The following is a 25,631-nucleotide window of genomic DNA, read 5'->3' as shown; positions in this document are numbered from 1 at the left end:
TCCCGCGAGCCAAAGATCGGCGGCCAGCATGCCTGCGAAGGGATTGGAGATCGACGACGACCCCGCGTTCCAGCGGCGGCTCTGGGCCTGGCAGCGCCGATCCTGGGCCCTGATCGCGGCCGTGCTGGCGTTCGCGGCCGTCGGCGGCTTCGGGAAGGGGCCGCTGTCGAACGCCGAGGCCCGCGACGAGGAAGGGCGGCTCCACGTCTCCTACGAGCGGTTCGGCCGGATGGAGTCGCCGACCGAGGTCGAGATCGCGGCGGCGCCGGGGACCGACGGCCGGCTGCGGCTCCGGCTCGGGGAAGACTTCCTCCGGGCCTACGACGTCGAGGGACTCGACCCCTACCGCGCGTCCACGCGGCTCGACCCCGACGGGGCGACCTTCACGTTCGACGCGGTCGGCGGCGCGGCCCCGGTCGTCCTGACCCTGGAGATCCGGCCGAAGGCGCCGGGCCTCGCGAGGATCCAGCTCGGCGTGGAGGGGGGGCCGATGCTCTCGCTCGCGCAGTTCGTCTACCCCTGAGCCTCCCGGCCCGCGAACCGACCCCACCCACGCCCCCCCGAGCCCTCGACATGAACTCGATCCTCCGCGCGGCCGCGACCTACCTGTTCCTACTGTTCGTGGTGCGGGCCGCGGGCCGGCGGACGCTCGGGGAGATGCGGCCGTTCGACTTCGTCCTGCTGCTGATCATGAGCGAGGTCACCCAGAACGCCATGGTCGGGGACGACACCTCGCTGACCACGGCCGCGATCGTCGTGTTGACGCTGCTGGGCATGGACCTGTCGCTGGCCGCCGCCAAGCGGATCTGGAAGCCGCTCGACCGCCTGGTCGACGGCCTGCCCACGATCCTCGTGGAGTCGGGCCGCCCGGTGGAGGATCACATGGCCTGGGCCCGGGTCGACCTGGAGGATATCCTGGACGCGGCCCGGCGCCATCAGGGGCTGGAGTCGCTCGACCGGATCAAGTACGCGATCCTGGAGCGGAACGGCGAGATCTCGATCATCCCCGCCGATTCCTGAGCCCGCGTCCCGACTACCGGCCGCCGCGCGGCGGCCTGGGTATCGCCCGGTTCTCGGCCAGCATGTTGCAGAACAGGGCGCCCTGCTCAATGGCGTCGTCCAGCGCCTTGTGGGTGTGGGGCAGGGGGTCGAACCAGGCCTTCGGCATGGTCCGCTTGGCCGTGGCGCGGAACTCGGTCCCCAGCGTGGCCATGGCGAACGTCTTGACGTCGAGCGCCGCGAACGAGAACGGCGACGAGCCGGCGAATCGGTGCAGGTACCACGTCATGAACAGGAAGTCGAAGCCCGCCGGATAGCCGACGAAGACCGGCTTGCCGGGCAGGGCCTTCACCCAGGCCAGGTACTCGGGCATCGCCTCGGCGGGGGGGCGGAGGTCGCGGCGGCACTCGGCCCAGGCCTCGGGCTGGGTCTCCCACCATCGCATCGTGTCGGGGTGACCCTCGGCCCCGAGGAGCGTCTCCAGGTTCGCCTCGAAGGTGGCGAGCAGCCGCTTGTCCGCCGTGTAGGCCGCCGAGCCGAACGAGAGCATCGAGTGCGGCCCCGGGATCGGCCCGTCCGTCTCGACGTCGGTGCTGACGTAGATTTCGATCATCTCAGCACGTCCTCCTGGCGCCCCGAAGGCCTCCCCGAGCGAAGTCCGGTACGATGGAGTTCTTGACGACGCGAAGGCCCGTCCGGTTCGGACCTGGGAGGGTGGCCATGAGAATCGACGGCATCCTGGAAACCGCCCTCTACGTCGCCGATCCTGCGCGGTCGGCGGATTTCTACCGTCGCGTCTTCGGATTCCTCCCATTGCTGCAATCCGAACGTCTGGTCGCGTTGGAAATCGCGGGGAAGGGCGTCCTCCTGCTCTTCCGTCGAGGCGACACGGATCGCCCCTTCGAGACGCCGGGAGGGACGATCCCGGCCCACGGCGGTTCCGGGCGCTGCCATTTCGCCTTCTCGATCGCCGCCGAGGAAGTCGAGGCCTGGCGCGGGCGGCTGGAATCCGAGGCGATCCTGGAGGGGGCGGTCGACTGGCCCGGAGGTGCAGTCAGTCTGTACTTCCGCGACCTCGATGGGAATCTCGGGGAATTGATGACGCCGGGATTCTGGGCCTGGAGCCGAGGGATCGCGGAGCCTCCTCCCGCCCCGGTGTGAAGCCTTCCGGGCCTGCGCGGCCCGAGAAGGCCGGCGGGCCCGCGGGGAACTCGGCGTCGCGGCCCGCGAGATGCATGAGTATCGGGATGGAACGTGACGACCGAACGGAGAACATCCGGCGAGGGCGAGGGGGGGCGGGGCCATGGAACGCGATGAAGCGGGGCGGAAGCGGACCAGCTGGACGGCCGACGAGGCGATCCCCGTGCGGAAGCCGCTCGGCGAGGACTTGGAGGTCGACGTCTGCGTCGTCGGCGCGGGCATCGCGGGCATGTCGACCGCTTACATGCTGGCCCGCGAGGGCAAGTCGGTGGTCGTGCTGGACGACGGGCCGATCGGCGGCGGGGAGACCCAGCGGACCACCGCGCACCTCTCGAACGCGATCGACGACCGCTACGTCGAGATCGAGCGGATCCACGGCGTCGAGGGTGCCCGGCTGGCGGCCGAGAGCCACACCGCGGCCATCGAGAGGATCGCTCAGATCGTCCGCGACGAGGCGATCGACTGCGAGTTCGCCCGACTGGACGGCTACCTGCTCCTGGCCCCGGACGACCCCGGCGACCTGCTGGCGAAGGAAGAGGCCGCGGCCCATCGGGCCGGGCTCTCGCGGGTGGAGCGGCTCCCGGACGTCCCGTCGGCGCCGTTCGACTCCGGTCCCTGCCTCCGCTTCCCGGATCAGGGGCAGTTCCACCCGCTCAAGTACCTGGACGGCCTGGCCCGGGCCTTCGAGAAGCTCGGCGGGCGGATCTTCAACGGCACCCACGTCACCGCCGTCGACGGGGGGCCTCCGACCAGGGTGGAGACCAAGGACGGCCGGGCCGTCGCCGCCGCGGCGGTCGTGGTCGCGACCAACTCGCCCATCAACGACCGCTACGCCATCCACACCAAGCAGGCGCCGTATCTCTCGTACGTGATCGCCGCGAAGGTGCCCCGGGGGGTGATCCCCAAGGCCCTCTACTGGGACACGATGGACCCGTACCACTACGTCCGCATCCAGGACCTGGGCGACGACCCGGCCCACGTCGACGACGACCTCCTGATCGTCGGGGGCGAGGATCACAAGACCGGCCAGGCCGACGACTACGAGGCGCGGTACGCCCGGCTGGAGGCCTGGGCCCGCGAGCGGTTCCCGATGATGCGGGACGTGGAGTTCCGCTGGACGGGGCAGGTCCAGGAGACGATCGACGGCCTGGGCTTCCTGGGGAAGAACCCGCTGGACGAGGACCAGGTCTACATCGCCACCGGCGACTCGGGCATGGGGATGACCCACGGCACGATCGCCGGCCTGATCATTACGGACCTGATCCTGGGCCGGGAGAACCCCTGGGCGAAGCTCTACGACCCCTCGCGCAAGCCCCTCGGCAGCGCCAGCGACTTCCTCAAGGAGAATGCGAACGTCGCCCGGCAGTACGCCGACTGGCTGACCGGCGGCGACGTGTCCGACGCGGGAGAGATCCCGTTCGGTGGCGGCGCCGTCATCCGCCGCGGGGCCTCCAAGGTCGCCGCCTATCGCGACGAGAAGGGGACGCTCCACGAGATGTCGGCCGTCTGCCCGCACCTGGGCTGCCTCGTCGCCTGGAACGACGACGACAAGACCTGGGACTGCCCATGCCACGGATCGCGATTCGACCGACTCGGCCGCGTGGTCGACGGCCCCTCGCCTGTCGACCTCCCTTCCGCCGAGTGATCGGCCCACCCGGAACGAGTCAAGTCGAGCCCGCCTGTCGGCCGAAAAGTCGGACGACGCGGGTCCTCGGATTTCGAGAGCTGTCGCCCGAACGGGAGAGTCCATGCCGGCGTTCGCCTTGCGAGATCCCATCAGCACCTGGACCCACCTGCTGGGCCTGGCCGCGGCCTTGCCGACGACCTGGCTCCTGATCCGCAAGGCGCTGGGGACGCCCGCGTACACCCCGGCCGAGCGATCCTTCCGGGACGGGAAGGCGGCCTCGCTGGCGGTTTTCGGATTCGGGATGGCCGTCTGCTACGCGGCAAGCGCGGCGTACCACGGCCCGCCCGCGACCGAGTTCACGATCGAACTGCTGCGCAGGCTCGACCTGGTGGGGATCTTCCTGCTGATCGCGGGGACGTTCACGCCGGCCGCCTGGGCGCTGATGCGTCCGATGCCCCGGCGGATCGCCATGGTCCTGGTGTGGGGGGTCTCGATCGCCTGCGGGACGACCATCGCCCTGGGGCGGCCGTTCCCGACTTGGCTGGCGACGAGCATTTACCTGGGCCTGGGGTGGGGGATGGCCATCTGCTACGTGGACATCCGCCGTCGGCACAGCGCGCGGACGCTCCGCATGCTGCCGGTCGGCGGGGCCCTGTACAGCGTGGGGGCGGTCGTGAACCTGACCAGGGCCCCGGAGATCGTCCCCGGACTCGGCTCGCACGAGGTTTTCCACCTGTTCGTGCTGGCCGGCACCGCCGCTCACGTCGCGTTCTTGTTCCGCGTCGTCGCCCCGGCGACGCCCCCCGATCCCGACTTCCGGGATCGCGAGCGCGTCTCGATCCGGCGGACGGTCTCGGCCGAGGCCTGAGCCGCCCCCCGGTCGCAAGGGGGCTCGGGCGGCGGCTCTCGGATCGGTCGGTCAGTTCAGCAGGGCGGACAGGCGCTCGACGGTGGCCTCCTTGTCGAGTTCGGCCTTGCCGAAGCCGGGCTCGGCACCGGCCTCGACGGCGGCCTGCTGGGCGTCGGCGAAGTTGCTGACCATCATGATCGGCACGCCCGAGACGCCCGGGTCGGAGTGGTCCTTGAGGGAACGGATCACGTCCACGCCCGGGAACTGGTCGGCGTCGAGCAGGCGGTTGACGAGGACGAGCCCGTACCGTTCCTTCTCCAGGAGCCCGCGCGCGTCGTCGAGCCCGTGGGCCCGGTCGACCTTCGCGCCGAAGCGGTCGGCCAGGAAGCCGGCGATCCGGCGGTGATCGTAATCGCACTGGCCCACGTCCAGGATCTTCGGGGGTTCGCCGCCCGTCTTCGCCATATCCTCGGTCCTCCGTCGCGTGATGAATCTGGGGCTGCGTCGGCCCCTCGGCGGGGTCGCACGGTGCCATTCTTCGCGGCGGCGGCCTCGCCTTCAAGGGACGAGCCCTCGCGCGGGCGCGATCGGTTTTCGGCTTGCCCGACTTGAGGGGATCGTGCTAGAACGCCCCGCGAACGCTACGCCCACGTCGACGTCACCTGTCCGATCCCCCTCTCGAACGGCCCCTCGACGCCTCGACTCATCGCCGACTCGCCATGGATTTGGCTCCTCGTCCCCCGGGGCGGGAGGAAGGACGGATCTCGTGATCAACGCACGCAATCGCCGCCGCGCGGCCTGGAAGACGTCGACGAGGGCGGTCCTTTTGGGGATGGGCGTCGGACTCTGCGGCCCCGCCGCCCCGACCACCGCCGCCCCGGTGCGGCCCGGCGCGGGCTACACCCTGAGCGCCGACGCCCGGCGGGCCGTCGTGCTCGATCAGGAGGGCCGCCGGATCGCCATCCCGCGTTCGGGGGGCGGCTTCCCCGAGAGAACGACGCCGACCTACGTCGCCTATCGCCTGCCCGGCCGATCCCAGGTCCCCGAAGGGGTGCCGACCGTCGCCGTGACCCCCGGCCCGGGCGGGGCGGGTCCGCTCCGGCTGGACGCCCTGGCGCTCCGCGCCCTCGACGCCCAGCTCGCCGCATCCGACCGCGTGGCCGTCCTCGGGCCCCGCCAGTCGTTCCTCGTCAGCGCCGCCGCGGCCTCCAGCTTCGCCGGCGACGGCTCGACCCAGTACTGGCGGCCCGGCGTCCAGGGAGGCCCCGGCGGCAAGTCGTTCGGCGACACCGTCGGCGGCTGGTACGACTCCAGCGCCGACGCCGTGAAGAAGATCAACGACCAGATCGCCGACGCCTTCAAGAAGGCCTTCAACCCCGACCCGCCGAAGCCAGTCATCATCCCCCCGACCCGGGTCGCCGCGCAGGTGCTCGAAGGCCCCATGCGAGACGAGCCAGTGCACAGCGCCCAGGGCCTCGCCGACGACGCCCAGCCGGCCCCCGTCCCCGAGCCCGCCGCCTGGCTCGTCTTCGCCGCCGCCTCGGCCCTGGGGCTCCGCCTGCGTCCCCGCAAGGCCGCCGGGACCGCCGATCCCGCCTGAGGTCGGTCGACGGGCGGCCGGGACCTCCCCCTTGCCGCCCGGAGATGAATCGACTCTCATCGTCCGCACGGCTGTTCCTCGCCCGCGACCACGACGCGAACCACCCCATGAATCCCAGGCCCAGCGACGCGAAGATCCTGGAAGACTACCTGCGGTTCCTCGAATCTACCGCGTTCAAGCCGACGCTCCGGAAGCTCGCCGGGCGGCCCTGGTACCACATCGTGATGGGGGTGATCAGCGCCGCGACGACCATCGGCATCCCGATCGCGCTGTACCACCTCTACCGGATCCTGACCCACAAGAAGCGGGTGCGCAAGGGCTTGATCGCCGTCGCGAAGGCCGCCAGGCCGATCACGACCCACCCGCTGATGGTCAACAGCGCCCTGACCTCGGTCCCCGGCACGGTCGCGCCGGGGATGGTGATCGGGTCGTTCCAGCCCCGGGCCCGCCAGGACGCCGAATATTGGCTGGATCTGGCGGTCAAGCTCTCGTTCCTCTCGCCCGAGGTCGTCGAGACGCCCGAGGAGAAGGCCGCGGCGCGCTGGCTCTCCGACGAAGGCTACGTCGAATCTCGGCGCCTATGCCTCCCCATGAGCCTGACCGACGGCTGCGAGGTCTTCGCCTTCCACGTCATGATCCCCGGCGACTACTTCACCGGCGGCCTATTCAAGGCGGGCGAGCTGCCCTGCGTCGCGGTCCCGGGGCCCGTCGGGGCGATCCAGGCCATTCCCTGGTGGATCGCCCGGGGCGAGCGGCCGCCGGCCTGACCTCGACCCGGACCTCCGGAGCCCGGCGTCAGCCCTCCGGATCCCACCAGGCGTCGAGCAGGCGGCGGATCTCGGCGACCTTCCCGGGCTCGCTCTCGGCCAGGTTCCGGCGCTCGTACGGGTCCTTCGCCACGTCGTAAAGCTCGACCACGCCGTCGGGCGAATTGCGGGGGTCGGGGACGATCAGCTTCCAGTCGCCGGCCTCGGCCCAGCGCTGGCAGAGGCTGGCGGCCGGCCGGTCGAGGTCGACGGCATCGTGGAGGAAGATCTCGCCGAAGACGGCCTCCCGCTTCGCGACGGCCTCGGCGTCGAGCAGGTTCACGCCCTGCATCTCGGGCGTCGGCTCGGCGCCCAGGGCCTTGAGGATCGTGGGGGCGACGTCGATCGAGCTGACCGGCGTGTCGACCATCCCCAGGCGGGCCTTGCCGGGCCACCGCACGATGATCGGCGTCCGCAGGCCGCCGTCGTACTGCGAGCGCTTGGAGCGAGGGGCGAAGCCGGGGGAGTCAGGCTCCTGGATCCAGCCGTTGTCGGCCAGGTAGACGACGATCGTGTCGTCGGCGATCTTCCGCGCGTCGAGGTGGTCCAGCAACTGGCCGCAGGTCTCGTCGAACCACTCGATCATCGCCCAGTACCTGGCGACGTGGAGGCTCGGCGTCTTGTCGCGATACTTCGCCAGCAGCCGCTCGGGCGGGTCGTGCGGCTGGTGGGGCATCATCGGGGCGTACCAGAGCAGGAACGGGCGGTCGGCGTCGACGGAGCGGTCGACGAAGTCGAGGACGGGCTTCATGGTCTTGCGGCCGATGGAAAGGCCCTCGTCGCCGTGCCGGCCTCCGTGGGCCGGGTCGCCCAGGGTCATCCCCTCGGTGAAGCCGCCGGAGCGGAAGTTCCCGCCCCACCACTTCCCCGCCTGGAACGAGTCGTACCCGCGCGCGGCGAGCAGCTTCGGCAGCGTCGGGGCGTCCTCGATGAAGCCGACCATCCGCCGCCGGCCTTCCCGAAGGACCGGATCTTTGGGGATCTGGGCGTGGCGGCCCGCCGTGCCGGGGGGGTCGTTGCTGGTCAGCTTGTGCTGATGGGCGTAGAGCCCAGTCAGGATCGACGCCAGGCTCGGCGAGCAGAGGCTGGACGGCACATACCCGCGACGGAACGTCGTCCCCTCCGCCGCCAGCCGGTCGATCCGGGGCGTGCGGATGTGCGGATGCCCCATGAACGAGTAGTCGCCCCAGGCGTGGTCGTCCGAGATGATCAGCACCACGTTCGGCGGCTTGGCCGTCACCGACGAGGCCCCCGCCACCATCACCACGGCCGCCAGCATCGCCCGACGCGACATATCCACCCCCTCCATCGACAAGAGCCGGCCGCCCGTCAGGCGAACCGCATCAGCAACACGAGCGAGGCCAGGGCGAGCACCAGCCCGACGACCTCCGGGACGCTCGGGATCTCGCGGAAGCCCACGATCCCGACCGCCGTGAGCATCACGATCATCGACACCGAATACACCGCGCCGATCGTCGCCAGCTTCAGCCGGCCCATCGCGAAGACCCAGCCGAAGGCCGTCGAGGCGTAAAGCGCGAAGCCGAGCAGGAACCATCGCGACCGCAGGGGGCGTTCCTCCTGGCTCGCCAGCTTCAGAAAGTAGTCGCCCACGATCCCGACGAGGCTGAACGCCAGCGTGAGGAGCAAGGCCGCCGCGCGAGGTTTCATCGCTGTTCGAAGCCCAAGGTGCCGAGGACTCGTCGACGACCGCCGCGCGACGCGAGGGCCATCGTAACCGTCCGGCCGGGCCCGCGATACCGGGCCGCAGCCCCCGCCGCGCGGCCGTCGCCGGGGCGGCCACGGTGTCCACCGTCCCCGGGCCCTTCCTGCTCCTGGGGAACGACGACGGGACGAGTCCATATCCCCCGATCTCTCCACCCCTTTGATCCGATCTTCCCGGAGACAACCATGGACAAACCGGAGAAATCAATCGCAAACCCTTGAACCACAAAGCTTAGAAGCGTCCACAGCTGCCGACCGACGCGGTGGACGGACCGTGGACGGCGGCCGAAGCGCGTGATCGATACGACCCCCGCAGGCCGCGTCGTCGCGAGAAATCGACCGTCTGCTGGACAGGCCGAAGCGGACGCGTGTATAGTACCTTCCTTGAGATGGGTTCAGGATTCCGGGAGGCGGGGCAGGGGGGCTTTCCAGGGATGGCGGCATCGGACGTGGTGATCCGGGGGGCTCGCGAGCACAACCTCCGGGACGTGTCGCTGACCCTGCCGCGAGGTCGGCTGATCTGCCTGACGGGGGTGTCCGGCTCGGGCAAGAGCTCGCTGGCGTTCGACACGCTCTACGCCGAGGGCCAGCGGCGGTACGTCGAGAGCCTCTCCAGCTACGCCCGCCAGTTCCTCGGCCAGATGCCCAAGCCCGACGTCGATCGGATCGAGGGGCTCTCGCCGTCGATCTCGATCCAGCAGAAGACCGGCGGCCGCAACCCGCGGTCGACCGTCGGCACCATCACCGAAATCAACGACTACCTGCGCGTCCTGTTCGCCAGGGTCGGCCAGGGCCACTGCCCCCGCTGCGACCGGCCGGTCGCCGCCCAGACCCGCGAGCAGATCGTCGCCCGCATCCTGGACCTCCCGACCGGGACGGCGTTCAGCGTGCTGGCCCCCGTGGTGCGGGGCCAGAAGGGGGAGTACAAGGACCTGTTCGTGGACCTCGCCAAGGCCGGCTACGTCCGCGCCCGGGTCGACGGCCAGGTCTACGCGCTCTCCGACGACCTCCGGCTCGACCGCCAGATCAAGCACGACATCGAGGTCGTGGTCGACCGCCTCAAGGCGACCGCGGCCGAGAACGCCCGAGGCCGGCTGGCCGAGGCGGTCGAGCAGGCCCTCAAGATGGGGGAGGGGACCCTGGTGGTGGCGATCGAGGGCCGCCCCGACCTGGTCCTCTCGGCGCATTACGCGTGCGTCCACTGCGGGATCGGGTTCGATCCGCCCAGCCCCCAGCTCTTCAGCTTCAACAGCCCCCAGGGGATGTGCCCGGCCTGCGACGGCCTGGGCGTCCGCCACGACTTCGACCCCGAGCTGCTGATCCCCGACCACTCGCTCTCGGTCTGGGACGGGGCCATCGCCCCGCTCGGCCCGGTGAAGGAGGTCGGCAAGTGGCGCAAGCACCTGTTCGAGGCCGTTGCCAAGAATTTCGAGGCCGACCCCGACGGCCCGGCCGCCGGGACGATGCTCAAGGGCCCCTGGAGCAAGCTCGACGAGAAGTGGCGGCAGGTCTGGCTCCACGGCGCCGGCGACCGCACCATCGTCTGCCACTGGAAGACCAAGGGGAAGACCTGGGCCCACCCCGAGAAGTGGCCGGGCGTGGCCGCCGAGCTGCTCGATCGCTACAAGAATTCGGGAGGCGCGCCCACCCGCGCCCTGCTCGAACCTTACATGCGGAGCATGGCCTGCCCGGAGTGCAAGGGCGCCCGGCTCAACGCCCGCGCGCGGGCCGTGCGGGTCGGCGGGGCGACGCTCGTCGAGCTCTCGTCCCGGCCCATCGGCCGCATCAAGGGCTTCTTCGACGCCCTGGCCGACCCCTCGGCCGCGAGGGAAGGCGACGGCCCGACGCCGACCGCCCTGGACCCGATCTCGCGGACGATCGCCGAGGAGCTGCTCAAGGAGATCCGGGGCCGGCTCGGCTTCCTGCTCGACGTCGGCCTCCACTACCTCAGCCTCGACCGCTCGGCCCCGACCCTCTCCGGCGGCGAGGCCCAGCGCATCCGGCTGGCGAGCCAGGTGGGCGCGGGGCTGGTGGGGGTGCTCTACATCCTCGACGAGCCCTCGATCGGCCTCCACGCCCGCGACAACGACAGCCTGATCTCGGCGCTCCAGAAGCTCCGGGACGTGGGCAACACCGTCATCGTCGTCGAGCACGACGAGGACACCATGCGCGCGGCCGACTGGCTCGTCGACTTCGGCCCCGGCCCCGGCGTGAAGGGGGGCGAGGTCGTCGCCCAGGGGGACCTCAAGGCCCTGGAGAAGGCCAAGGACAGCCTGACCGGGGCCTACCTTTCGGGCAAGGCGCGGATCGAGATCCCCAAGGAGCGGAAGGCGCCCGACGGCCGCGAGCTGGTGATCCGCGGGGCGAGGCAGAACAACCTGCGGGGGATCGACGTCGCCTTCCCGCTCGGCCTGTTCGTCTGCGTCACCGGCGTGTCGGGCTCGGGCAAGAGCTCGCTCGTCAGCGACATCCTGCGAGACGCCCTCGCCCGCGACCTGAACGGAGCGCAGTCCGTCCCCGGCGAGCACGACGCGATCGAGGGGATGGACCAGCTCGACAAGGTCATCGACATCGACCAGTCCCCCATCGGCCGCACGCCCCGCTCCAACGCCGCTACCTACATCAAGCTTTGGGACCTGATCCGCGACCTCTACACGAAGCTGCCCGACTCCCGGGCGCGGGGCTACCAGCCCGGCCGGTTCAGCTTCAACGTCTCGGGCGGGCGCTGCGAGGCCTGCGAGGGGAACGGCTCGAACAAGCTGGAGATGGACTTCCTGGCCGACGTCTGGGTCGTCTGCCCGGTCTGCGAAGGCCGCCGGTTCACCCGCGAGACGCTCCACGTCCGCTACAAGGGCAAGAGCATCAGCGACGTGCTGGACATGGACGTGCAGGAGGCCCTGGAACACTTCGCGAACGTCCCCAAGATCGCGGCCATGCTCCAGACCCTGCACGACGTCGGGCTCGACTATCTGAAGCTCGGCCAGGCCTCGCCGACCCTCTCGGGCGGCGAGGCCCAGCGCATCAAGCTGGCCCGCGAGCTGGTCCGGCGGGGGACGGGCAAGACCCTCTACATCCTCGACGAGCCGACCACCGGGCTCCACTTCGAGGACGTCCGCAAGCTCCTGAACGTCCTGCACGGCTTCAAGGCTCGCGGCAACACCGTCGTGGTCGTCGAGCACAACTTGGACGTCGTCAAGACGGCCGACTGGCTCATCGACCTCGGCCCCGAGGGGGGCTCCGGCGGCGGCGTGGTCGTGGCCGAAGGGCCGCCCGAGGCCGTCGCCCGGGTCGCCGAGAGCCACACCGGCCGCGCCTTGGAGCGAGTCCTCAAGCCCGACCCGAAGCGACGCGTCGGCCGGCCGAAGGCCGCGAAGGGGGCGAAGGGGAAGGGGAAGGCCCGGTCGTCCGAGGAGGGGCTGGACCTGATCTCGGTGCGGGGCGCCCGCCAGCACAACCTGAAGGGCGTGGACCTGGACATCCCGCGCAACAAGATGACGGTCTGCAGCGGGCCCAGCGGCTCGGGCAAGAGCTCGCTGGCGATCGACACGCTCTACGCCGAGGGCCAGCGGCGGTACGTCGAGAGCCTCTCCAGCTACGCCCGCCAGTTCCTGGCCCCGCTCCCCAAGCCCCGGGTCGACAAGATCACCGGCCTCTCGCCGGCCGTGAGCATCGAGCAGAAGACCACCAGCAAGAGCCCGCGGTCGACCGTCGGCACCGTCACAGAGATCCACGACTACCTCCGCATCCTGGTCGCGCGGCTGGGCCATCCGTATTGCCCCTCGTGCGGGATCATCATCGGCTCGCAGACGTCCGACGAGATCATCGAGAAGATCCTCCAGCTCCCCGAAGGCTCGCGCGTCCACGTCATGGCGCCGGTCGACCGCCGCGACAACGAGTCGTACGACGACCTGTGGCTCACCCTGAAGGCCTCCGGCTTCGCCCGGGCCCGGGTCGACGGCCGGACGATCGAGCTGGACGCCCCCCCCAAGCTGAGCCGCCGCCGCAAGCATCAGGTCGAGGTCGTCGTCGACCGCGCCGTCGTCCGCCGCTCGACGCGCGCCCGGCTGGCCGACGCGGTGGAGTCGGCCCTCGACCTGGGCAAGGGGGTGGTGCTGGTCGCCCGGGTCGTCGACGACCTCGTCGAGGCGAAATGGCCCGTCGACCGCTTCAGCCAGCATCGTTCCTGCGACCAGTGCGGGCGGAGCTTCGAGGAGCTGTCGCCGCACCACTTCTCGTTCAACAGCCCGCTCGGCTGGTGCCCGGTCTGCGAAGGCCTGGGCGTCCAGCAGGGGGCGAACCCGGCGGTCCTCATCCCCGACCCGTCGCGGTCGCTGCGGGACAAGGCGGTCGCCGTCTGGCCCGACGTCCGCGAGAATCGGGCCTTCGGGCGGATGATCGAAGCGGTCGCCCGGGCCGAGGGGATCGACCTCGACGCGCCCTTCGACGGCCTGGAGGCCCGCCACCGCCGGACGATCCTCCACGGCCGGACCGACGTCTGGTACGAGCTGCCCGGCGAGGGCGACGCCCCCGGCTTCTCGTTCCAGTTCAAGGGCCTCTTCCCGGCGATCGAGGAGGCCGGCCGCGTCTCGTTCCAGTATCGCTGGAAGCTCCAGGGGCTCGTCGACGACGTCCCGTGCGCGGCGTGCGTGGGGGCCAGGCTTCGCGACGACGCCGCGGCCGTCCGGTTCGAGGGCCAGACGCTCGACCAGATCAGCCGGATGCCCCTGGGCCTGGCCCTCGACTTCTTCGAGAAGCTCGACCTGAACGACGAGAAGCGCCACATCGCCGGCGACCTCGTCCGCGAGGTCCGCGAGCGGCTCTCGTTCCTGGTCGAGGTCGGGCTCGACTACCTCTCGCTGGGGCGGAGCACGCCGACCCTCTCGGGCGGCGAGAGCCAGCGCATCCGGCTGGCCAGCCAGATCGGCAGCGGCCTGACGGGGGTCCTGTACGTCCTGGACGAGCCGACGATCGGCCTCCACCCCCGCGACAACGGCCGCCTGCTGGGCGCGCTTCGGCGGCTCCGCGACCTGGGGAACACCGTCGTCCTGGTCGAGCACGACCGCGAGATCATCGAGGCGGCCGACGCCCTCGTCGACTTCGGCCCCGGCTCCGGGCGGTTCGGCGGCGAGGTCACCGCCAGCGGCCCCCCCGCCCAGGTCGCCGCCGACCCGAAGTCGCTCACGGGCGCGTATCTCGGCGGGACGAAGGCGATCCCGATCCCGACCAACCGCCGCCCGGCGGGCTCCGATTCCGGCGTCCCCGCGCTCCTGATCAAGGGGGCCCGGCACAACAACCTGAAGGACCTGGACGTCCGGATCCCGCTCGGCGTGGTGACGGTGGTGACGGGCGTCTCGGGCTCCGGCAAGAGCACGCTGGTGGAAGACGTGCTGTGGAAGACGGCCGCCCGGACCCTCCACCGCGCGCAGGTCTCGCCCGGGGCCGTCGAGGCGATCCTCGGCCTGGAGCAGATCGACAAGGTCATCCGCGTGGACCAGTCCCCGCTCGGCGGCACCCCGAACTCCACGGCCGCCACCTACTCGGGGACGTTCGACCTGATCCGCGAGCTGTTCGCGAAGCTCCCCGAGGCCAAGGTCCGCGGCTACACCGCCCGCCGGTTCAGCTTCAACATGCCGGGCGGGCGCTGCGAGGCCTGCGAGGGGGCCGGCCAGAAGCGCATCGAGATGCACTTCCTCCCCGACGTCTGGGTCGTCTGCGACTCGTGCAAGGGCCGCCGCTTCACGCCCGAGGTCCTCGCCGTGACCTTCCGCGGAAAGACGATCGCCGACGTGCTCGACATGTCGGTCGACGAGGCCCTGGAGCTGTTCGACAAGGTCCCCAGGATCAAGCGGATCCTCCGGACGCTGCACGACGTCGGCCTGGGCTACCTGCCGCTCGGCCAGTCCGCCCCGACCCTCTCCGGCGGCGAGGCCCAGCGCGTCAAGCTGGCTTCGGAGCTGTCCCGGCCCGACACCGGCAAGACGCTCTACATCCTCGACGAGCCGACCACCGGCCTGCACGTCGACGACGTCCGCAAGCTGCTCGACGTCGTCCACCGCCTGGCCGACCTGGGGAACACCGTGGTCGTGATCGAGCACAACCTGGACGTGATCAAGACGTCCGATTGGGTGATCGACCTGGGCCCCGAGGCGGGCCGGGGGGGCGGCGAGATCGTCGTCGAAGGTCCGCCGGAATCGATCGCCGCCTGCGATCGCGGCCACACCCCCCGCTTCCTCCGCAGCTTGCTCGCCGACGGCCCGTTCGCCGAGCGTCCCCGCTTCGACCCCAAGGAGGCCGCCAAGAAGGCCGCCGCCGAGGCCAAGGCCGCCCGCCTCGCCGAGCCCGGGAAGGGGAAGGCCCCGAAACCCAAGTCCGGCGGCCGCGCGACGGCGACGGCCGAGGTCGGCGCGGCCCTCGCCCCCTGGGAGCGCGACGGCCGGAAGTGGCACCTGGAGGATCGGACCTCGCGCAACGGCCGTCCCGTGCGCTGGGACGGCCGGATCCTGGGGCACGTCGTCGACCGCCTGGAGGCGCTCGGCGGCGAATCTCTCGGGCCGACCGATTGGAACCAGCGCGGGGCGGTCCGCATCGGCGTCGTCGGGCCCGACGGCGAATCCGAAGTCGCCTTCTTCCAGGCGACGACCGGCAGCGAGTGGGTCGTCACCCTGCGATTCCGGGTCCCGCGCAACACGTTCCAGGAGAAGTCGCTGGCCGCCAGGCTCGGCCTCATCCCGTTCCACGACGGCCCGACCCCCGTCCTCTCCGACGCCCCCCGGCTCAAGGTCTCCGGGGCGTCCGGGCTCCAGGAAGTCACCATCACGGGCCACTCCCTGGCCGACTTCCAGACGCCGGCCTTCGAGGAGTTCCTCGCCCAGGCCGCGGCCTCACTGGCCCGCTGGGCCCGGCTCCCCCGCCTGAAGACGGCCGCCGAGCTCTGAGCCGACCCCGGCCGCGCCGACGACGCGGCCTCGCGCCGCGCTTGCGTTCCTGACAAAAATCCTGACGACGTTCGCGAGGTCGAGCGAGGGCCGGGCGGGCGTCTTCGTGTCGATCTCGTCCATTCGGGGGGATTCGAGCCTCGAAACCCCCGCGTTCCACATCCTCATTGTGCATCCGACTCCCCACGCACCGCCTCAAGTTTCCCAGACTGGACATTTTCCCGGATCGTTAAGCTCGGTCTCACAGAGACTTGCGCAATTCTCCCGAATTCGTCGGTCGAGTTGCCTTTCCGCATTTCGTTTTGTATAGCACAACTTAGGTAGACGTCGACCGAGGGCCGGGCGGGCCGGGAGATGACGTCATGGGAAACGCGACGAGAAAGAGACGGGTCAACGGGGTGGCCCGCGAGGTCCGCGACCAGGAGTGGCTTCGGCTCCACCAGGAAGGGAAATCGACCTCGGCGATCGCCGGGGGAGCCGGCGTGAGCGTCCAACTCGTGAGGCGGGCGTTGGCCAGGCTTCGCGAGCAGGAAGCCTCCCACCCTCAGGAAGAGACCGCCGCGGACATCCTGCCGATGCGGGACGGCGACGGCCTCGAAGGGTCTTCGCCGGGATCGGCCGGCATCAGGACGCCCTGGTGGCTGGAGCTCGTCCCCTTGTTCCCGATCGGCGCGTTCACGCCGGCCTCGGAATGCCCGCATCGCGGGCCGATCCGCCCCGGTTCCCTCTTCTGCTGCATGGTCTGCTCGCAATCGGGCGTCGACGGCCACCCGGCCATGAAACGCGACCCGGCGACCGACCCAGCCCCCGAGCCCGAGTCGGCCGCGCCGACGCCCGCCGGCCGGGGCCTCCGCGAGGAGGTCGCGGCCTCGCCCGCATCCGAGACGAGGCGTGAGCGGCGGGCCCGGCGGTTCGCCTCGCTCCGCCCCTGACGGTCCCTTTCCGCTCCGGCACGCCCGGCGCCGACGACGGCGACGCCGGCCCCCCCTTCGTGCGTCCGTCGTGAGACTCGCCAAAGCAATCGGGGTGATCCGCCATGTCGCTGCAGGGAATCCGCATGCCCTTCGAAGCCGCCCTCTCGACGACGGCCCTCCTCGCGAGGCGTTGGGGGCCGACGCTCGTCGTCGCCGCGGTCTCCGCCGCGGCGGGCGTCGCCTGGACGAACCGCCGCGACGCGTCGACCGGGCCGGAGTCGGCCCATGCCATGGAGTCGATCGGCCGGGCCTATCCGAAGGCCCTCGGGGCCGTCTACGCCGAGGCCTGGCGACAAGGGGCCGACGCGTTGGAGTCCGGACGGGGCGTCAACGAGTCGCTCTCGCTGGTGGCCGAGACTTGGGCCGCGGGCCGCACCGCCCTGTTCGATCGCGTCGTCGCCCGGTCCTTCGCCGCCGCGGTCCCCGAGGGGAAGCCCGACGCCGAGGTCTCGCGGGCCGACAAGGTGGCCCTCGCCGCCATCTGGCGGGCGTTCGCGGCCGGCCTCTCCGAGGCCGAGTGAGCCCGACCCCCGCGGCCCCCATCCCCCCCCCCCGCGAGAGATCCAATGAGCGAATCGACGCATGATCACGCCGTCGACGGATGGCTGGGCGCCGACGAGGTCCAGCGGAGCTTCGCCGCCCGGCGCCCCACCTTCTCGTCGGCCGCCCCCGGCCTGATGGCCGGGGACCGGGGCGGCGCCCCCATCCTCCTGTACAGGGCCTTCCGGGACGTCCTCGGCCGCTATCCGGCCTATCCGGCGCAACAGATCGGCGACTGCGTGGGCCACGGCCACGGCCACGGGCTCGACTTGCTCCAGTGCGTCGAGATCGCCCTGGGCGAGGCCTCGGAGTACCGCGAAACGTCGACCGAGTTCATCTACGCGGCGTCCCGCGAAGTGGCGGGGATCCTCGGCCGCGGCGACGGCTCCTACGGCTCGGCGGCGATCTCGGCGATGTCCACCATCGGCGTCGTCAGCCGCGAGATGCTGGGCGGCGGCGGCGACTACAGCGGCGATCGGGCCAGGTCCTGGGGCCACCACGGCGCCCCCGCCGAGCTCAAGGCCAAGGCCGCCTCGCTGCGGCTCGGCTCGGCCGCCCGGGCCTCGACCTGGGGCGAGCTGGTCGCGGCCATGCGGAACGGCTACCCGGTCTCCATCTGCTCGAACCAGGGGTTCACGACCGCCAGGGACCGCGACGGCTTCTGCGCGGCCCAGGGGACGTGGGGCCACTGCATGCTGATCGGTGGGGTCCGGTTCGACCGCCCCGGCGCCTGCATCCTGCAGAGTTGGGGCCCCGACCAGCCGACCGGCCCGCTCGCCCTGGATCAGCCGAGCTACAGCTTCTGGGCCGACCGGGCGACGGTCGAGAGGATCCTCGCTCAGGGGGATTCCTGGGCGATGGCCAGGGCCCCCGAGTTCGTCACCCGAGCGCTCCCGGAGTACTGGAGCTACCATCGCGCCGCCTGACCGCCACCCGCCCCGGCCGCGACTCCGCCGCGACCCGCCGCACCCTCCGCCGGCGGCGATCGCGGCGAGGGCCGCGGCGATCGGCCCCGAGGACCGCATCCTGCTGGCGGCCCTGGCCGTCGCCGCCGCCTGGCTGGTGGCGTCCGAATCGATCTGGGAATGCCTCCCCCCCTACTGACCGCGACGAAAGGCCGACGAAGATGAACACGACGATTGTGCTTATCCTCAAAGTTTTGCGCAACTACAAGACGTATGCGTCGGTGGCCGCCGCCGTCGCCTCCGGGATCGGAATGATCCTATCGAAGCACTACGACCAGGGGCTGGAGACGATCTTCGAGGCGATGCTGGTGCTCTTCAGCGGCGCCAGCGCGGTCGGGCTGCACGCGGCTTCCGCCGCCAAGCCCGAACGCGATTGACCGCCTCGCCCGGGATCTCCCGCCCATCGAGCGGGCGCCCCCCCGAGAAGGATGGGTTTACGTCATGAGCTACTTCCCGTACGTCTCCCAGAATCTCGCCTACGCCGGGGGGCTCCTGGCGACGAGCACGGCCCTGGTCGCGGAGTCCGTCTCGGCGGACCCGACGGTCGGGGCCGGCTCGTTCCTCCTGGGGGGCGCCGGCCTGATCGCCGCGATCTCGGCGTTCACGAAGGACTTCTGGCAGGACCGGCAGAAGCAGCGCGAGCACGAACTGGCGAAGCTTCGGATCCAGGCCCGGACCGACCACGCGGCTGAGGTCGTCGAGGCGGTGCTGGGCTGGATCAGGGCCGCCCGCGCGGCGGACGGCGCCCTTCCCCCCGCCCCCGACATCAGACCATTCCCGGATCCACGCAATGACGATTAAGAATGTCTTGGAACCGTTCGGAGAGTGGGCGACGAGTCGGTGGAGCCGGCTCCCGGCCCTGATCGCCACGCTCTGCCTCGCAGGTGCGGTGATCCTGGCGCTCTCCCAGTCGCAGCGACGCGAGCTCCTGGCGTTCGACCGGCGGCAGGCCGAGCCCGGCCCCCTCGCGGCCGAGATGGAGCGCGACCGCGAGCGGCGGGACGCCGAGCGTCGCCTCCACGGCGAACTCCTGGACAAGCTGGAACAGATCCTGACCCGGCTGCCCGCGGTCCGCTGAGCGGCCGTGACGGCCCTCCTCCTCCTCGGGAAACCTCGATCATGGGCGACGGCGTCGCGACCAAATCCCTCGGCCCTCATCCCCCGGTCGAGGCCGACGACCCCCCGGCCCCGGGGCTGGACCAGCGGCTCCGAGAGCGGCTGGCCGCCCCCAGCGACGACCCCTCCCGGACCTGGGCCGAACGCGCGGCCGAGGCCCTGATCGCAGCGGCCGTCAGGGGAGACCTCCGCGCCTGGGCCGTGCTGTCCCGCCGCCTCGCCCCGGCCGCCCCCGCGGCCGAGGAGGCGGCGACGCCGATCGACGACGAGACCGCCCGCAGGGTTTTGGAGGCCGTCCGTGGACCCGTCAAGGATCGCTCGAGTGCTCAAGGCCGTTCGTGACCGCAGGCCCAAGACCAGGGCCGAGCTGCGGGACTGGGTGCGCGGCTTCGCCGGCGTCCGGATCCCGGCGCGTCCCGTCTGCCAGGGGCATTCGGCCCCGTTCGACATGTTCGCCGACCAGGTCCTGGACCGCCCCTCGCTCGCCCTCTGGCACGGGCCTCGGGGCAGCGGCAAGTCGTTCCTCTCGGCGCTCGACACGCACCTGGCCAGCCGGTTCCACCCCCGCCACGAGACCCACGTCCTCGGGGGCTCGCGGGCCCAGTCCGAGCAGATCTACCGGGCCCTGCAGGCCACCGTCTTCGAGGGCGCGGGCGTCCTGGGGGGCGACCGGGACTCGGTCCGGAGGCTGCTGAAGACCGAGGCGACCTACGTCAACGGCTCGCGGGTGGCGATCCTCGCCGCCAGTCCCACCAGCGTCCGCGGCCCCCACGTCGCCAGCCTCAAGCTCGACGAGGTGGACGAGATCGACCCGGAGATCCGCGAGTCGGCCCTCGGCATGGCGATGGACCTCCGGGGGGTGAAGGCGAGCGTGCTGATGACGTCAACCTGGCACCGCCCCGCCGGCCCGATGGCCGGCCTTGTGGAGCAGGCCCACGCCGGCGCCTTCCCCATCCACACCTACTGCATCTTCGAAGTGCTCGAGCGCTGCCCCCCCGAGCGGAGCGGCCGGCGGCTGGAGAAGTGCCCCGAATGTCCGCTGATGCCGTGGTGCCACGAGGACCGCGACGCCGACCCGAAGGGCCGCCCCAAGGCCAAGCGGAGCGACGGGCACTACGGGATCGACGCCCTGATCCAGAAGGTCCGGGGGGTCTCCCCCCGCGTCTTCGCGAGCGACTACCTCTGCCGGGGCCCCAAGGCCGACGGCGTCTGGTTCAAGGACTTCGACGAGTCGGAGAACGTCCGCGACGACGCCGACTTCGACCCGTCGCTGCCGGTGCACGTCGCGATCGACTCGGGCGTCTTCACCGGTGCCGTCTTCTTCCAGGTCCGGCCCGGCTGGGCCTGGGCGCCCGTCCCCGAGCCGGCCCGGATCCACGTCTTCGCCGACTACCTGGCGGAGGGCCGCTCGGCCGAGGCGTGCGCCCTGGAGGTCGTGGCGATGCTCGACCGGATGTGCGGCTCGGCGCTCCGCCACGTCTCGACCGACTCGGCGGGGGGAGCCCGCAACCCGGTCGGGCCGACGGTCGTCTCGGAATACCGCCGCTGCGGCCTGGTCGGCGAGACGGGCCTCGAGCCCTGGCCGCGCTACCCCGGCTGCGTGCTGGAGGGGCTGAACCTGATCGAGAGCCTCGTGAGGTCGGCCGACGGCTCGGCCCGGATGGCGATCCATCCGCGATGCACGCGACTGATCGCGGCCTTCCAGAGCTACGCCCGGGCGCGGCGCTCGGGACAGTGGATGGACTACCCGGCCGACCCGCAGCATCCGTGGGAAGACCTGATCGACGCGCTCCGCGGCGGGCTGAGCGTGGCCCTCCCCGACGGGGCGTCGCCCGAGGAGCCCCCGCTCCGCCGGGCGAAGGCCGGCCGCGTGTTCTGAGCGTCCCCGGCCCCCCTTTCCCCCCTCCTTCATACCAGCGGAAGACACCACCAAGATGCTGACATCGAACACGATCGGAGCGTCGGTCTTCCCGATGCCGGGCGCCGGCATGCCGCGGCTCGCCCTGCCGGACGGCCGGCGGCTCGACCACCCCCATCCCGAGTGGCTCGCGAATCAGCTCCCCTGGCGATGGCTGCTCGACTCCTGGGAGGGGGGCGAGGCCTACCGGACGGCCGTGTACGGGTACGACCCGCACGGGATGCCGGTCCGGAACCTCGTCCGCCACAAGCGGGAGTATCCCTCGGCCCTCGAATCCGGCTCTTATCCCGCGAACGGGAGGCCGATCGGGACCGATCCCGCCCACCAGGCGACCGACGACGACTACGAGCTGCGGCGGGCGCGGACCCCCGTGCCGACCTTCGTCTCCGAGGCCGTCGAGGCCCACCTGGCCCGCATCTACAGCCGCGAGGTCAAGCGGAGCGGGCCCGAGCGGCTGACGGCCTGGTGGCGAGACGTCGACGGCCGGGGCTCCTCGATCGACGACTTCATGTCCAACTCGGTAGCCCCGCTGCTGCTGGTCCTGGGCCAGCTCGACCTCATGGTCGATCGGCCGGCGGCCCCCGACGACGAGCCGGTCCGCACGCGGGCCGACGAGATCCGCCTGGGGCTCGACGCCTGCGTCGCCTCGTACATCCTGCCGGAGAACATGGTCTGGTGGCGGCTCGACCGCTCCGGCCGCTACCTGGAGTGCCTCGTCCGCGAGGTCCACGACGAGGGCCGCTCGTCGTGGCGGCACTGGGACGAGCGGTCGTGGACGCTCTTCGACGAGAAGGGCGAGGTCGTCAAGGGCCCCGTGGACCACGGCTACGGCAGGGTCCCGATCGTCCGCGTGTTCGACCGCCGCCGGCCCCGATGCCGCAACATCGGCCTCCCCCGATACGAGAGCATCGCCGAGATCCAGCGCGAGTTCTACAACCGGGACAGCGAGCTGATCCTGAGCGACACCACCCAGGCCCACCCGCTCCTGCAGGGCCCGGAGGACTACGTCAAGGCGGACGGCGCCGTGCCCATCGGCCCGAACTGGCTGCTGCCGAAGAAGAAGAACACCCAGGGGGGCGCCGCGACCTACGAGGGGTTCGACGTCGTCCAGTTCCCGAAGGAGGGTGCCGACTCGCTGCGGCTGAACAAGGCCGACCTACGCGACGCCGCCGACCGCGCCGCCCTGCTGCTCAAGCCGGCGGGCTCCGCCGGGACGGGCGGCTCGACGGTCGCCCAGAGCGGCGTGTCGAAGCGGATCGACTAGGCGGCGGGGAACGACCTTCTGAGCAAGGTCGCCTCGACGCTCGGCCAGGCTGAGCGTCGCCTCGCGGACCTGGCCCTCCTGGTCCAGGGCGGGGGCGAGACTTCGCCCGAGGATCGGGAAGCGGTCCGGATCCAGTATCCCAGCTCGTTCGACCTGTTCACCGGCGAGGAGCTGGCCCGCACGATGGGCCAGTTCCAGGCCATCCTGGCGGCGGCCGGCAACGCGCCGCTGACCGAGAGCGAGATGCTCGGCAAGCTCGTCCGAGTCATGCTGCCGGGCCTTGACGACGGCGACTACGGCGTCTTCGACGCCGAGATCGACGTTTACCTCGGGCTCGGCGTCGCGGGGGGCCGGGGCGAGCCCTGAGGGGCCCCCCGTACCGCCCCCCCGCGACGCCGGCCCATCCCGTCCCCGTGCGAGGTCATTCCGTGAACGATCACACGAACGTCGAAGTGAAGCCCGGCGCCGGCGCGGCGGCCGAATCGTCGGCGCCGTTGACGGCCGAGGAGCACCAGCGCCTGCGGGCCCTGGAGTCCCAGCTGAAGGAGTACCAGCGCCTGCAGGAGGCGACGCTGGAGATGAAGGAGAAGGAACGGCTGCGGGCGCTGGCCGAGAAGGGGCAGATCGAGGAGGCCCTCGAACAGCAGCGGAAGGCCTGGGAGCAGAAGCACGCCGAGGCCGTCTCGCGATACACCCTGCTGGAGCAGCAGGTGTACGGCGAGCGGAAGTCGGCGGCCATCGCCGAGGCCTGCCAGGGGCGGACGTTCGTCGGGGAGACGGCCGAGCAGCGTTCGGCCGCCGCCGCGATGGTCCGTCGGCTCCTGCAGGACGAGTTCGAGACGGTCCGCGAGGCTTCCGGCGCCCTGACGGTGCGCGAGCGGGCCTCCGGCCGGCCGGCCTCCGAGGCCCTCCGCGAGCGGCTGGAATCGCCGCAGTTCGCGATCTTCTTCGCCCCGACGTCTCGCGGGGGGGCCGGCGGCGACGCCAGCCGCCCCTACACGGCGCCCCGGGGCGCGCAGCCGGGATCGCTGGAGGCGATCGTCAACCAGTGGAAAGACCGGCAGAACCAGTACCAGTCGTTCGGCCTGCACCCGCTGGCCTGAGCCGAACCGAACCGCGCCGAGCCGGGGCGAGCCCCGCCTCGAATCGCCCCTCCCCCCCGGACGCCCGGCCGCGTCGGCCGCCGCTCCATCCCGACGGATCCCAACCGGAGTCGACCTAAATGCCCCTGTACGAGAACGGCCCGCTGACCCAGTTCTCCGCGCTCAACGCCGGCGTCCTCCCGAACGACGTGTTCGGCGTGGCGATCAACTGGTTCGTCAACCGCACCCCGCTGACCTCGCGGCTGCCGAAGCTGCCGGTCGGCTCGCCCCACTTCCTGATCGTCAACGACAACTACCGCCCGCGGTCGATCGCCCTGAACAACGGCGGGGCCCTCTCGGCCGGCGCGACCACGCTGATCGCGGCCGACGCCTCGGTCTTCGACTCTGGCGACGTCGTCCAGATCGAGCAGGAGTACCTGCTGGTGACGGCCGTCGACGCGGCCGCCAACACCCTGACGGTCGCCCGCGGCTACGCCGGCACCACGGCCGCCGGCCACGCCGACGCCCAGCCGATCTTCCTGGTCAGCAACACGCGGACCGGCGCCGAGACCAACGTCTCGGGCCTCAGCCGCATCCCGCAGGCCACCACCCAGTACTGCCAGACCGTGCAGCACGCCTACCAGGTGGGCGGCGCCCTGCAGGCCGACTCGGGCTACGGCTCGGCCTTCGCCACGCCGCTCGACCGCGACCGCATGCTGGCGATGCAGCACGTGATGGACGACTTCGAGTCGGCCGTCTACTACGGCAAGGGCGTGGGCCTGACCTCGCCGACGAGCCGCCCGCTCATGAAGGGCATCCAGTCGATCCTGGCCACCAACAAGGTGACGGCGCCCACGAACGCCGCCGCCTACAAGCCCTCCGACCTGATCCGCGACACGATCCAGGCGTGCTTCAACGGCGGCGGCAACCCGAGCCTCCTGCTGGTCAGCACCGACTTCCTCTCGGCGTTCGCCGTCTGGGGCCACGCGGCGATGCGGGTCAACGCCGGCAGCAACGTCTTCGGCACGCCCATCGACCTGTTCGAGGCCCCGTTCCTCTCCGGCATCTCGATCGTGCCGGCCCCGCTGCTCCGGCCCGGCACCGCGGTCTGCCTGTCGGCCCAGGAGTCCCGCATCCGGCTCAAGCGGTCGATGATCGACAAGCCGCGCGGCTCGCGGGGCGACGCCTTCGAGGGCGACATCATCCTGGAAGGCGCCGTCGAGATCGACAACGAGGCCCATCACGCCTGGGTCTCCGGCATCACGGCCTTCTCGGCCGCCTGACCGCCGATCGGTCGCCCGGAGCCCCCGAGCCCCCCCCGGGGGCCGCCCCGAGCCGCCGGCCGTGAGCCGGCGCCGGGGCGGCCCCGCCCGACCCTCGACGCGAGCCGTTATGAACATGCGATCGACCTTCACGTTCCCCGGCCTGTGGCCCTACATCGAGCGCGCGGCCGAGGGCCGGGGCCTCCGGCACCTCGGCCAGGGCCGGGGCCTCTGGCATTACAAGCAGGTGCAGGACGCCCTGGGGCAGTACCCCGCCCTGGAGGCCGGGAGCCGTCGCGAGCTCCTGGAGCACGTCCGGGCGGTCCGCGACGCCCTGGCCGCGGCCGTCGAGGGGATCGACCTGGCCGTCCGCGAGGCGGTCGAGTCGGTGGAGGGGCCCCCCGAGGCCGCCTCTGCCCCCGAGCCGCCCCCGTCGTACCCCCTCCAGCCCCAGACGGCCGCGGCCTCGCGGCGCAAGCGGGCTTGAGGACCCTGGCCCCTGTCCGGCTATACGTCCAGCCCCATATCGGGCACCTTCGCCGGCATCCCCTCGGGGCAGGGGAGCTCGCCTTACGCCCAGGCGGCCGACCTCAACGGCCTGCGGGCCGCCTACGAAAACCTCCGGAACCTTTCCGAGAACACGACCCAGCTCCTCAACGGGCTGATCAACGACCTGAAGGCGATGGGCCTGCTGGGTTGATCCGCGCGGTCGGGTCGAGCGGTCGCGACGGTCGATCTTCGCCACGAGAGGACGTCTCGCATGCCTGGGAG

25 protein-coding genes are annotated in these 25,631 nt (G+C 71.5%); 21 read left to right on the top strand and 4 right to left on the bottom strand.

Translation table 11 applies throughout. The annotated features are described in order from the left end of the window. Window positions 1-28: 28 nt before the first annotated feature. Both G6O68_RS00125 and G6O68_RS00120 read left to right on the top strand, forming a co-directional pair. The gene (locus tag G6O68_RS00125) at window positions 29-523 is read left to right on the top strand and encodes a hypothetical protein (protein WP_165243530.1); all 495 of its coding nucleotides are present in this window, start codon (window positions 29-31) and stop codon (window positions 521-523) included. 50 nt (window positions 524-573) lie between these two features. Further along, complete coding sequence (locus G6O68_RS00120; RefSeq protein WP_165243527.1) at window positions 574-1,020, top strand: DUF421 domain-containing protein; 447 nt, start codon at window positions 574-576, stop codon at window positions 1,018-1,020. A gap of 13 nt (window positions 1,021-1,033) precedes the next feature. Here G6O68_RS00120 and G6O68_RS00115 read toward each other — a convergent pair whose 3' ends face one another. Continuing rightward, complete coding sequence (locus G6O68_RS00115; RefSeq protein ID WP_165243524.1) at window positions 1,034-1,612, bottom strand: 3'-5' exoribonuclease domain-containing protein; 579 nt, start codon at window positions 1,610-1,612, stop codon at window positions 1,034-1,036. Between the two features lie 107 nt (window positions 1,613-1,719). Between G6O68_RS00115 and G6O68_RS00110 the strand changes: the two genes are divergently transcribed. From G6O68_RS00110 to trhA, 3 genes are all read left to right on the top strand, one after another. Next, a complete protein-coding gene (locus G6O68_RS00110; protein WP_165243521.1) occupies window positions 1,720-2,160 on the top strand; it encodes a VOC family protein in 441 nt (146 codons plus the stop codon). A gap of 142 nt (window positions 2,161-2,302) precedes the next feature. Further along, complete coding sequence (locus G6O68_RS00105; RefSeq protein ID WP_165243517.1) at window positions 2,303-3,844, top strand: FAD-dependent oxidoreductase; 1,542 nt, start codon at window positions 2,303-2,305, stop codon at window positions 3,842-3,844. A 103-nt stretch (window positions 3,845-3,947) separates the two neighbouring features. Then, window positions 3,948-4,694: a PAQR family membrane homeostasis protein TrhA gene (gene trhA, locus G6O68_RS00100; RefSeq protein WP_165243514.1), complete on the top strand. Its 747-nt coding sequence runs from the start codon at window positions 3,948-3,950 to the stop codon at window positions 4,692-4,694. Between the two features lie 51 nt (window positions 4,695-4,745). Here the strand turns inward: trhA and G6O68_RS00095 are convergent, their stop codons facing one another. Continuing rightward, complete coding sequence (locus tag G6O68_RS00095; protein ID WP_165243511.1) at window positions 4,746-5,141, bottom strand: response regulator transcription factor; 396 nt, start codon at window positions 5,139-5,141, stop codon at window positions 4,746-4,748. Window positions 5,142-5,442: 301 nt separating this feature from the next. Between G6O68_RS00095 and G6O68_RS00090 the strand changes: the two genes are divergently transcribed. Next, complete coding sequence (locus tag G6O68_RS00090) at window positions 5,443-6,276, top strand: hypothetical protein (protein ID WP_165243508.1); 834 nt, start codon at window positions 5,443-5,445, stop codon at window positions 6,274-6,276. A 44-nt stretch (window positions 6,277-6,320) separates the two neighbouring features. Next, entirely contained in the window at window positions 6,321-7,043 is a 723-nt protein-coding gene (locus tag G6O68_RS00085) for a hypothetical protein (protein ID WP_165243504.1), read from the top strand. Between the two features lie 28 nt (window positions 7,044-7,071). Here the strand turns inward: G6O68_RS00085 and G6O68_RS00080 are convergent, their stop codons facing one another. Then, a complete protein-coding gene (locus G6O68_RS00080) occupies window positions 7,072-8,376 on the bottom strand; it encodes a sulfatase family protein (protein WP_165243501.1) in 1,305 nt (434 codons plus the stop codon). A gap of 35 nt (window positions 8,377-8,411) precedes the next feature. Further along, on the bottom strand, window positions 8,412-8,750 hold the full coding sequence (locus G6O68_RS00075; RefSeq protein WP_165243498.1) for a transporter: 339 nt from the start codon (window positions 8,748-8,750) through the stop codon (window positions 8,412-8,414). A gap of 488 nt (window positions 8,751-9,238) precedes the next feature. Here G6O68_RS00075 and uvrA point away from each other — a divergent pair, with 488 nt between their 5' ends. From uvrA to G6O68_RS00005, 14 genes are all read left to right on the top strand, one after another. Continuing rightward, window positions 9,239-15,739, top strand: coding sequence for an excinuclease ABC subunit UvrA (gene uvrA / locus G6O68_RS00070; RefSeq protein WP_165243495.1), 6,501 nt, complete (start codon window positions 9,239-9,241; stop codon window positions 15,737-15,739). A gap of 362 nt (window positions 15,740-16,101) precedes the next feature. Beyond that, the gene (locus G6O68_RS00065; protein WP_165243492.1) at window positions 16,102-16,671 is read left to right on the top strand and encodes a hypothetical protein; all 570 of its coding nucleotides are present in this window, start codon (window positions 16,102-16,104) and stop codon (window positions 16,669-16,671) included. A gap of 125 nt (window positions 16,672-16,796) precedes the next feature. Further along, window positions 16,797-17,234 (top strand): hypothetical protein, encoded by a 438-nt coding sequence (locus G6O68_RS00060; RefSeq protein ID WP_165243489.1) that lies wholly within the window; start codon window positions 16,797-16,799, stop codon window positions 17,232-17,234. 45 nt (window positions 17,235-17,279) lie between these two features. Further along, entirely contained in the window at window positions 17,280-18,179 is a 900-nt protein-coding gene (locus G6O68_RS00055) for a hypothetical protein (protein WP_165243486.1), read from the top strand. 200 nt (window positions 18,180-18,379) lie between these two features. Beyond that, complete coding sequence (locus tag G6O68_RS00050; RefSeq protein WP_165243483.1) at window positions 18,380-18,595, top strand: hypothetical protein; 216 nt, start codon at window positions 18,380-18,382, stop codon at window positions 18,593-18,595. A gap of 64 nt (window positions 18,596-18,659) precedes the next feature. After that, entirely contained in the window at window positions 18,660-19,019 is a 360-nt protein-coding gene (locus G6O68_RS00045) for a hypothetical protein (protein WP_165243480.1), read from the top strand. A 7-nt stretch (window positions 19,020-19,026) separates the two neighbouring features. Beyond that, on the top strand, window positions 19,027-19,296 hold the full coding sequence (locus tag G6O68_RS00040) for a hypothetical protein (RefSeq protein ID WP_165243477.1): 270 nt from the start codon (window positions 19,027-19,029) through the stop codon (window positions 19,294-19,296). Window positions 19,297-19,337: 41 nt separating this feature from the next. Beyond that, a complete protein-coding gene (locus G6O68_RS00035; RefSeq protein ID WP_165243474.1) occupies window positions 19,338-19,676 on the top strand; it encodes a hypothetical protein in 339 nt (112 codons plus the stop codon). Then, window positions 19,657-21,213 (top strand): hypothetical protein, encoded by a 1,557-nt coding sequence (locus G6O68_RS00030; protein ID WP_165243471.1) that lies wholly within the window; start codon window positions 19,657-19,659, stop codon window positions 21,211-21,213. Before G6O68_RS00035 ends, G6O68_RS00030 begins: the two co-directional genes overlap by 20 nt. Window positions 21,214-21,268: 55 nt before the next feature. Beyond that, a complete protein-coding gene (locus tag G6O68_RS00025) occupies window positions 21,269-22,516 on the top strand; it encodes a hypothetical protein (RefSeq protein ID WP_165243468.1) in 1,248 nt (415 codons plus the stop codon). 183 nt (window positions 22,517-22,699) lie between these two features. Continuing rightward, entirely contained in the window at window positions 22,700-22,882 is a 183-nt protein-coding gene (locus G6O68_RS00020) for a hypothetical protein (protein WP_165243465.1), read from the top strand. 62 nt (window positions 22,883-22,944) lie between these two features. Continuing rightward, on the top strand, window positions 22,945-23,619 hold the full coding sequence (locus G6O68_RS00015; protein ID WP_165243462.1) for a hypothetical protein: 675 nt from the start codon (window positions 22,945-22,947) through the stop codon (window positions 23,617-23,619). Between the two features lie 119 nt (window positions 23,620-23,738). Further along, complete coding sequence (locus G6O68_RS00010; RefSeq protein WP_165243459.1) at window positions 23,739-24,881, top strand: SU10 major capsid protein; 1,143 nt, start codon at window positions 23,739-23,741, stop codon at window positions 24,879-24,881. Between the two features lie 109 nt (window positions 24,882-24,990). Then, entirely contained in the window at window positions 24,991-25,347 is a 357-nt protein-coding gene (locus tag G6O68_RS00005) for a hypothetical protein (protein WP_165243456.1), read from the top strand. Window positions 25,348-25,631: the final 284 nt, after the last annotated feature.

Source organism: Paludisphaera soli (genome assembly GCF_011064595.1).
In the GTDB taxonomy this organism is placed as follows: domain Bacteria; phylum Planctomycetota; class Planctomycetia; order Isosphaerales; family Isosphaeraceae; genus Paludisphaera; species Paludisphaera soli.
Note: the sequence above shows the minus strand (reverse complement) of the source record. Positions and strands in the feature narration are given on the sequence as shown.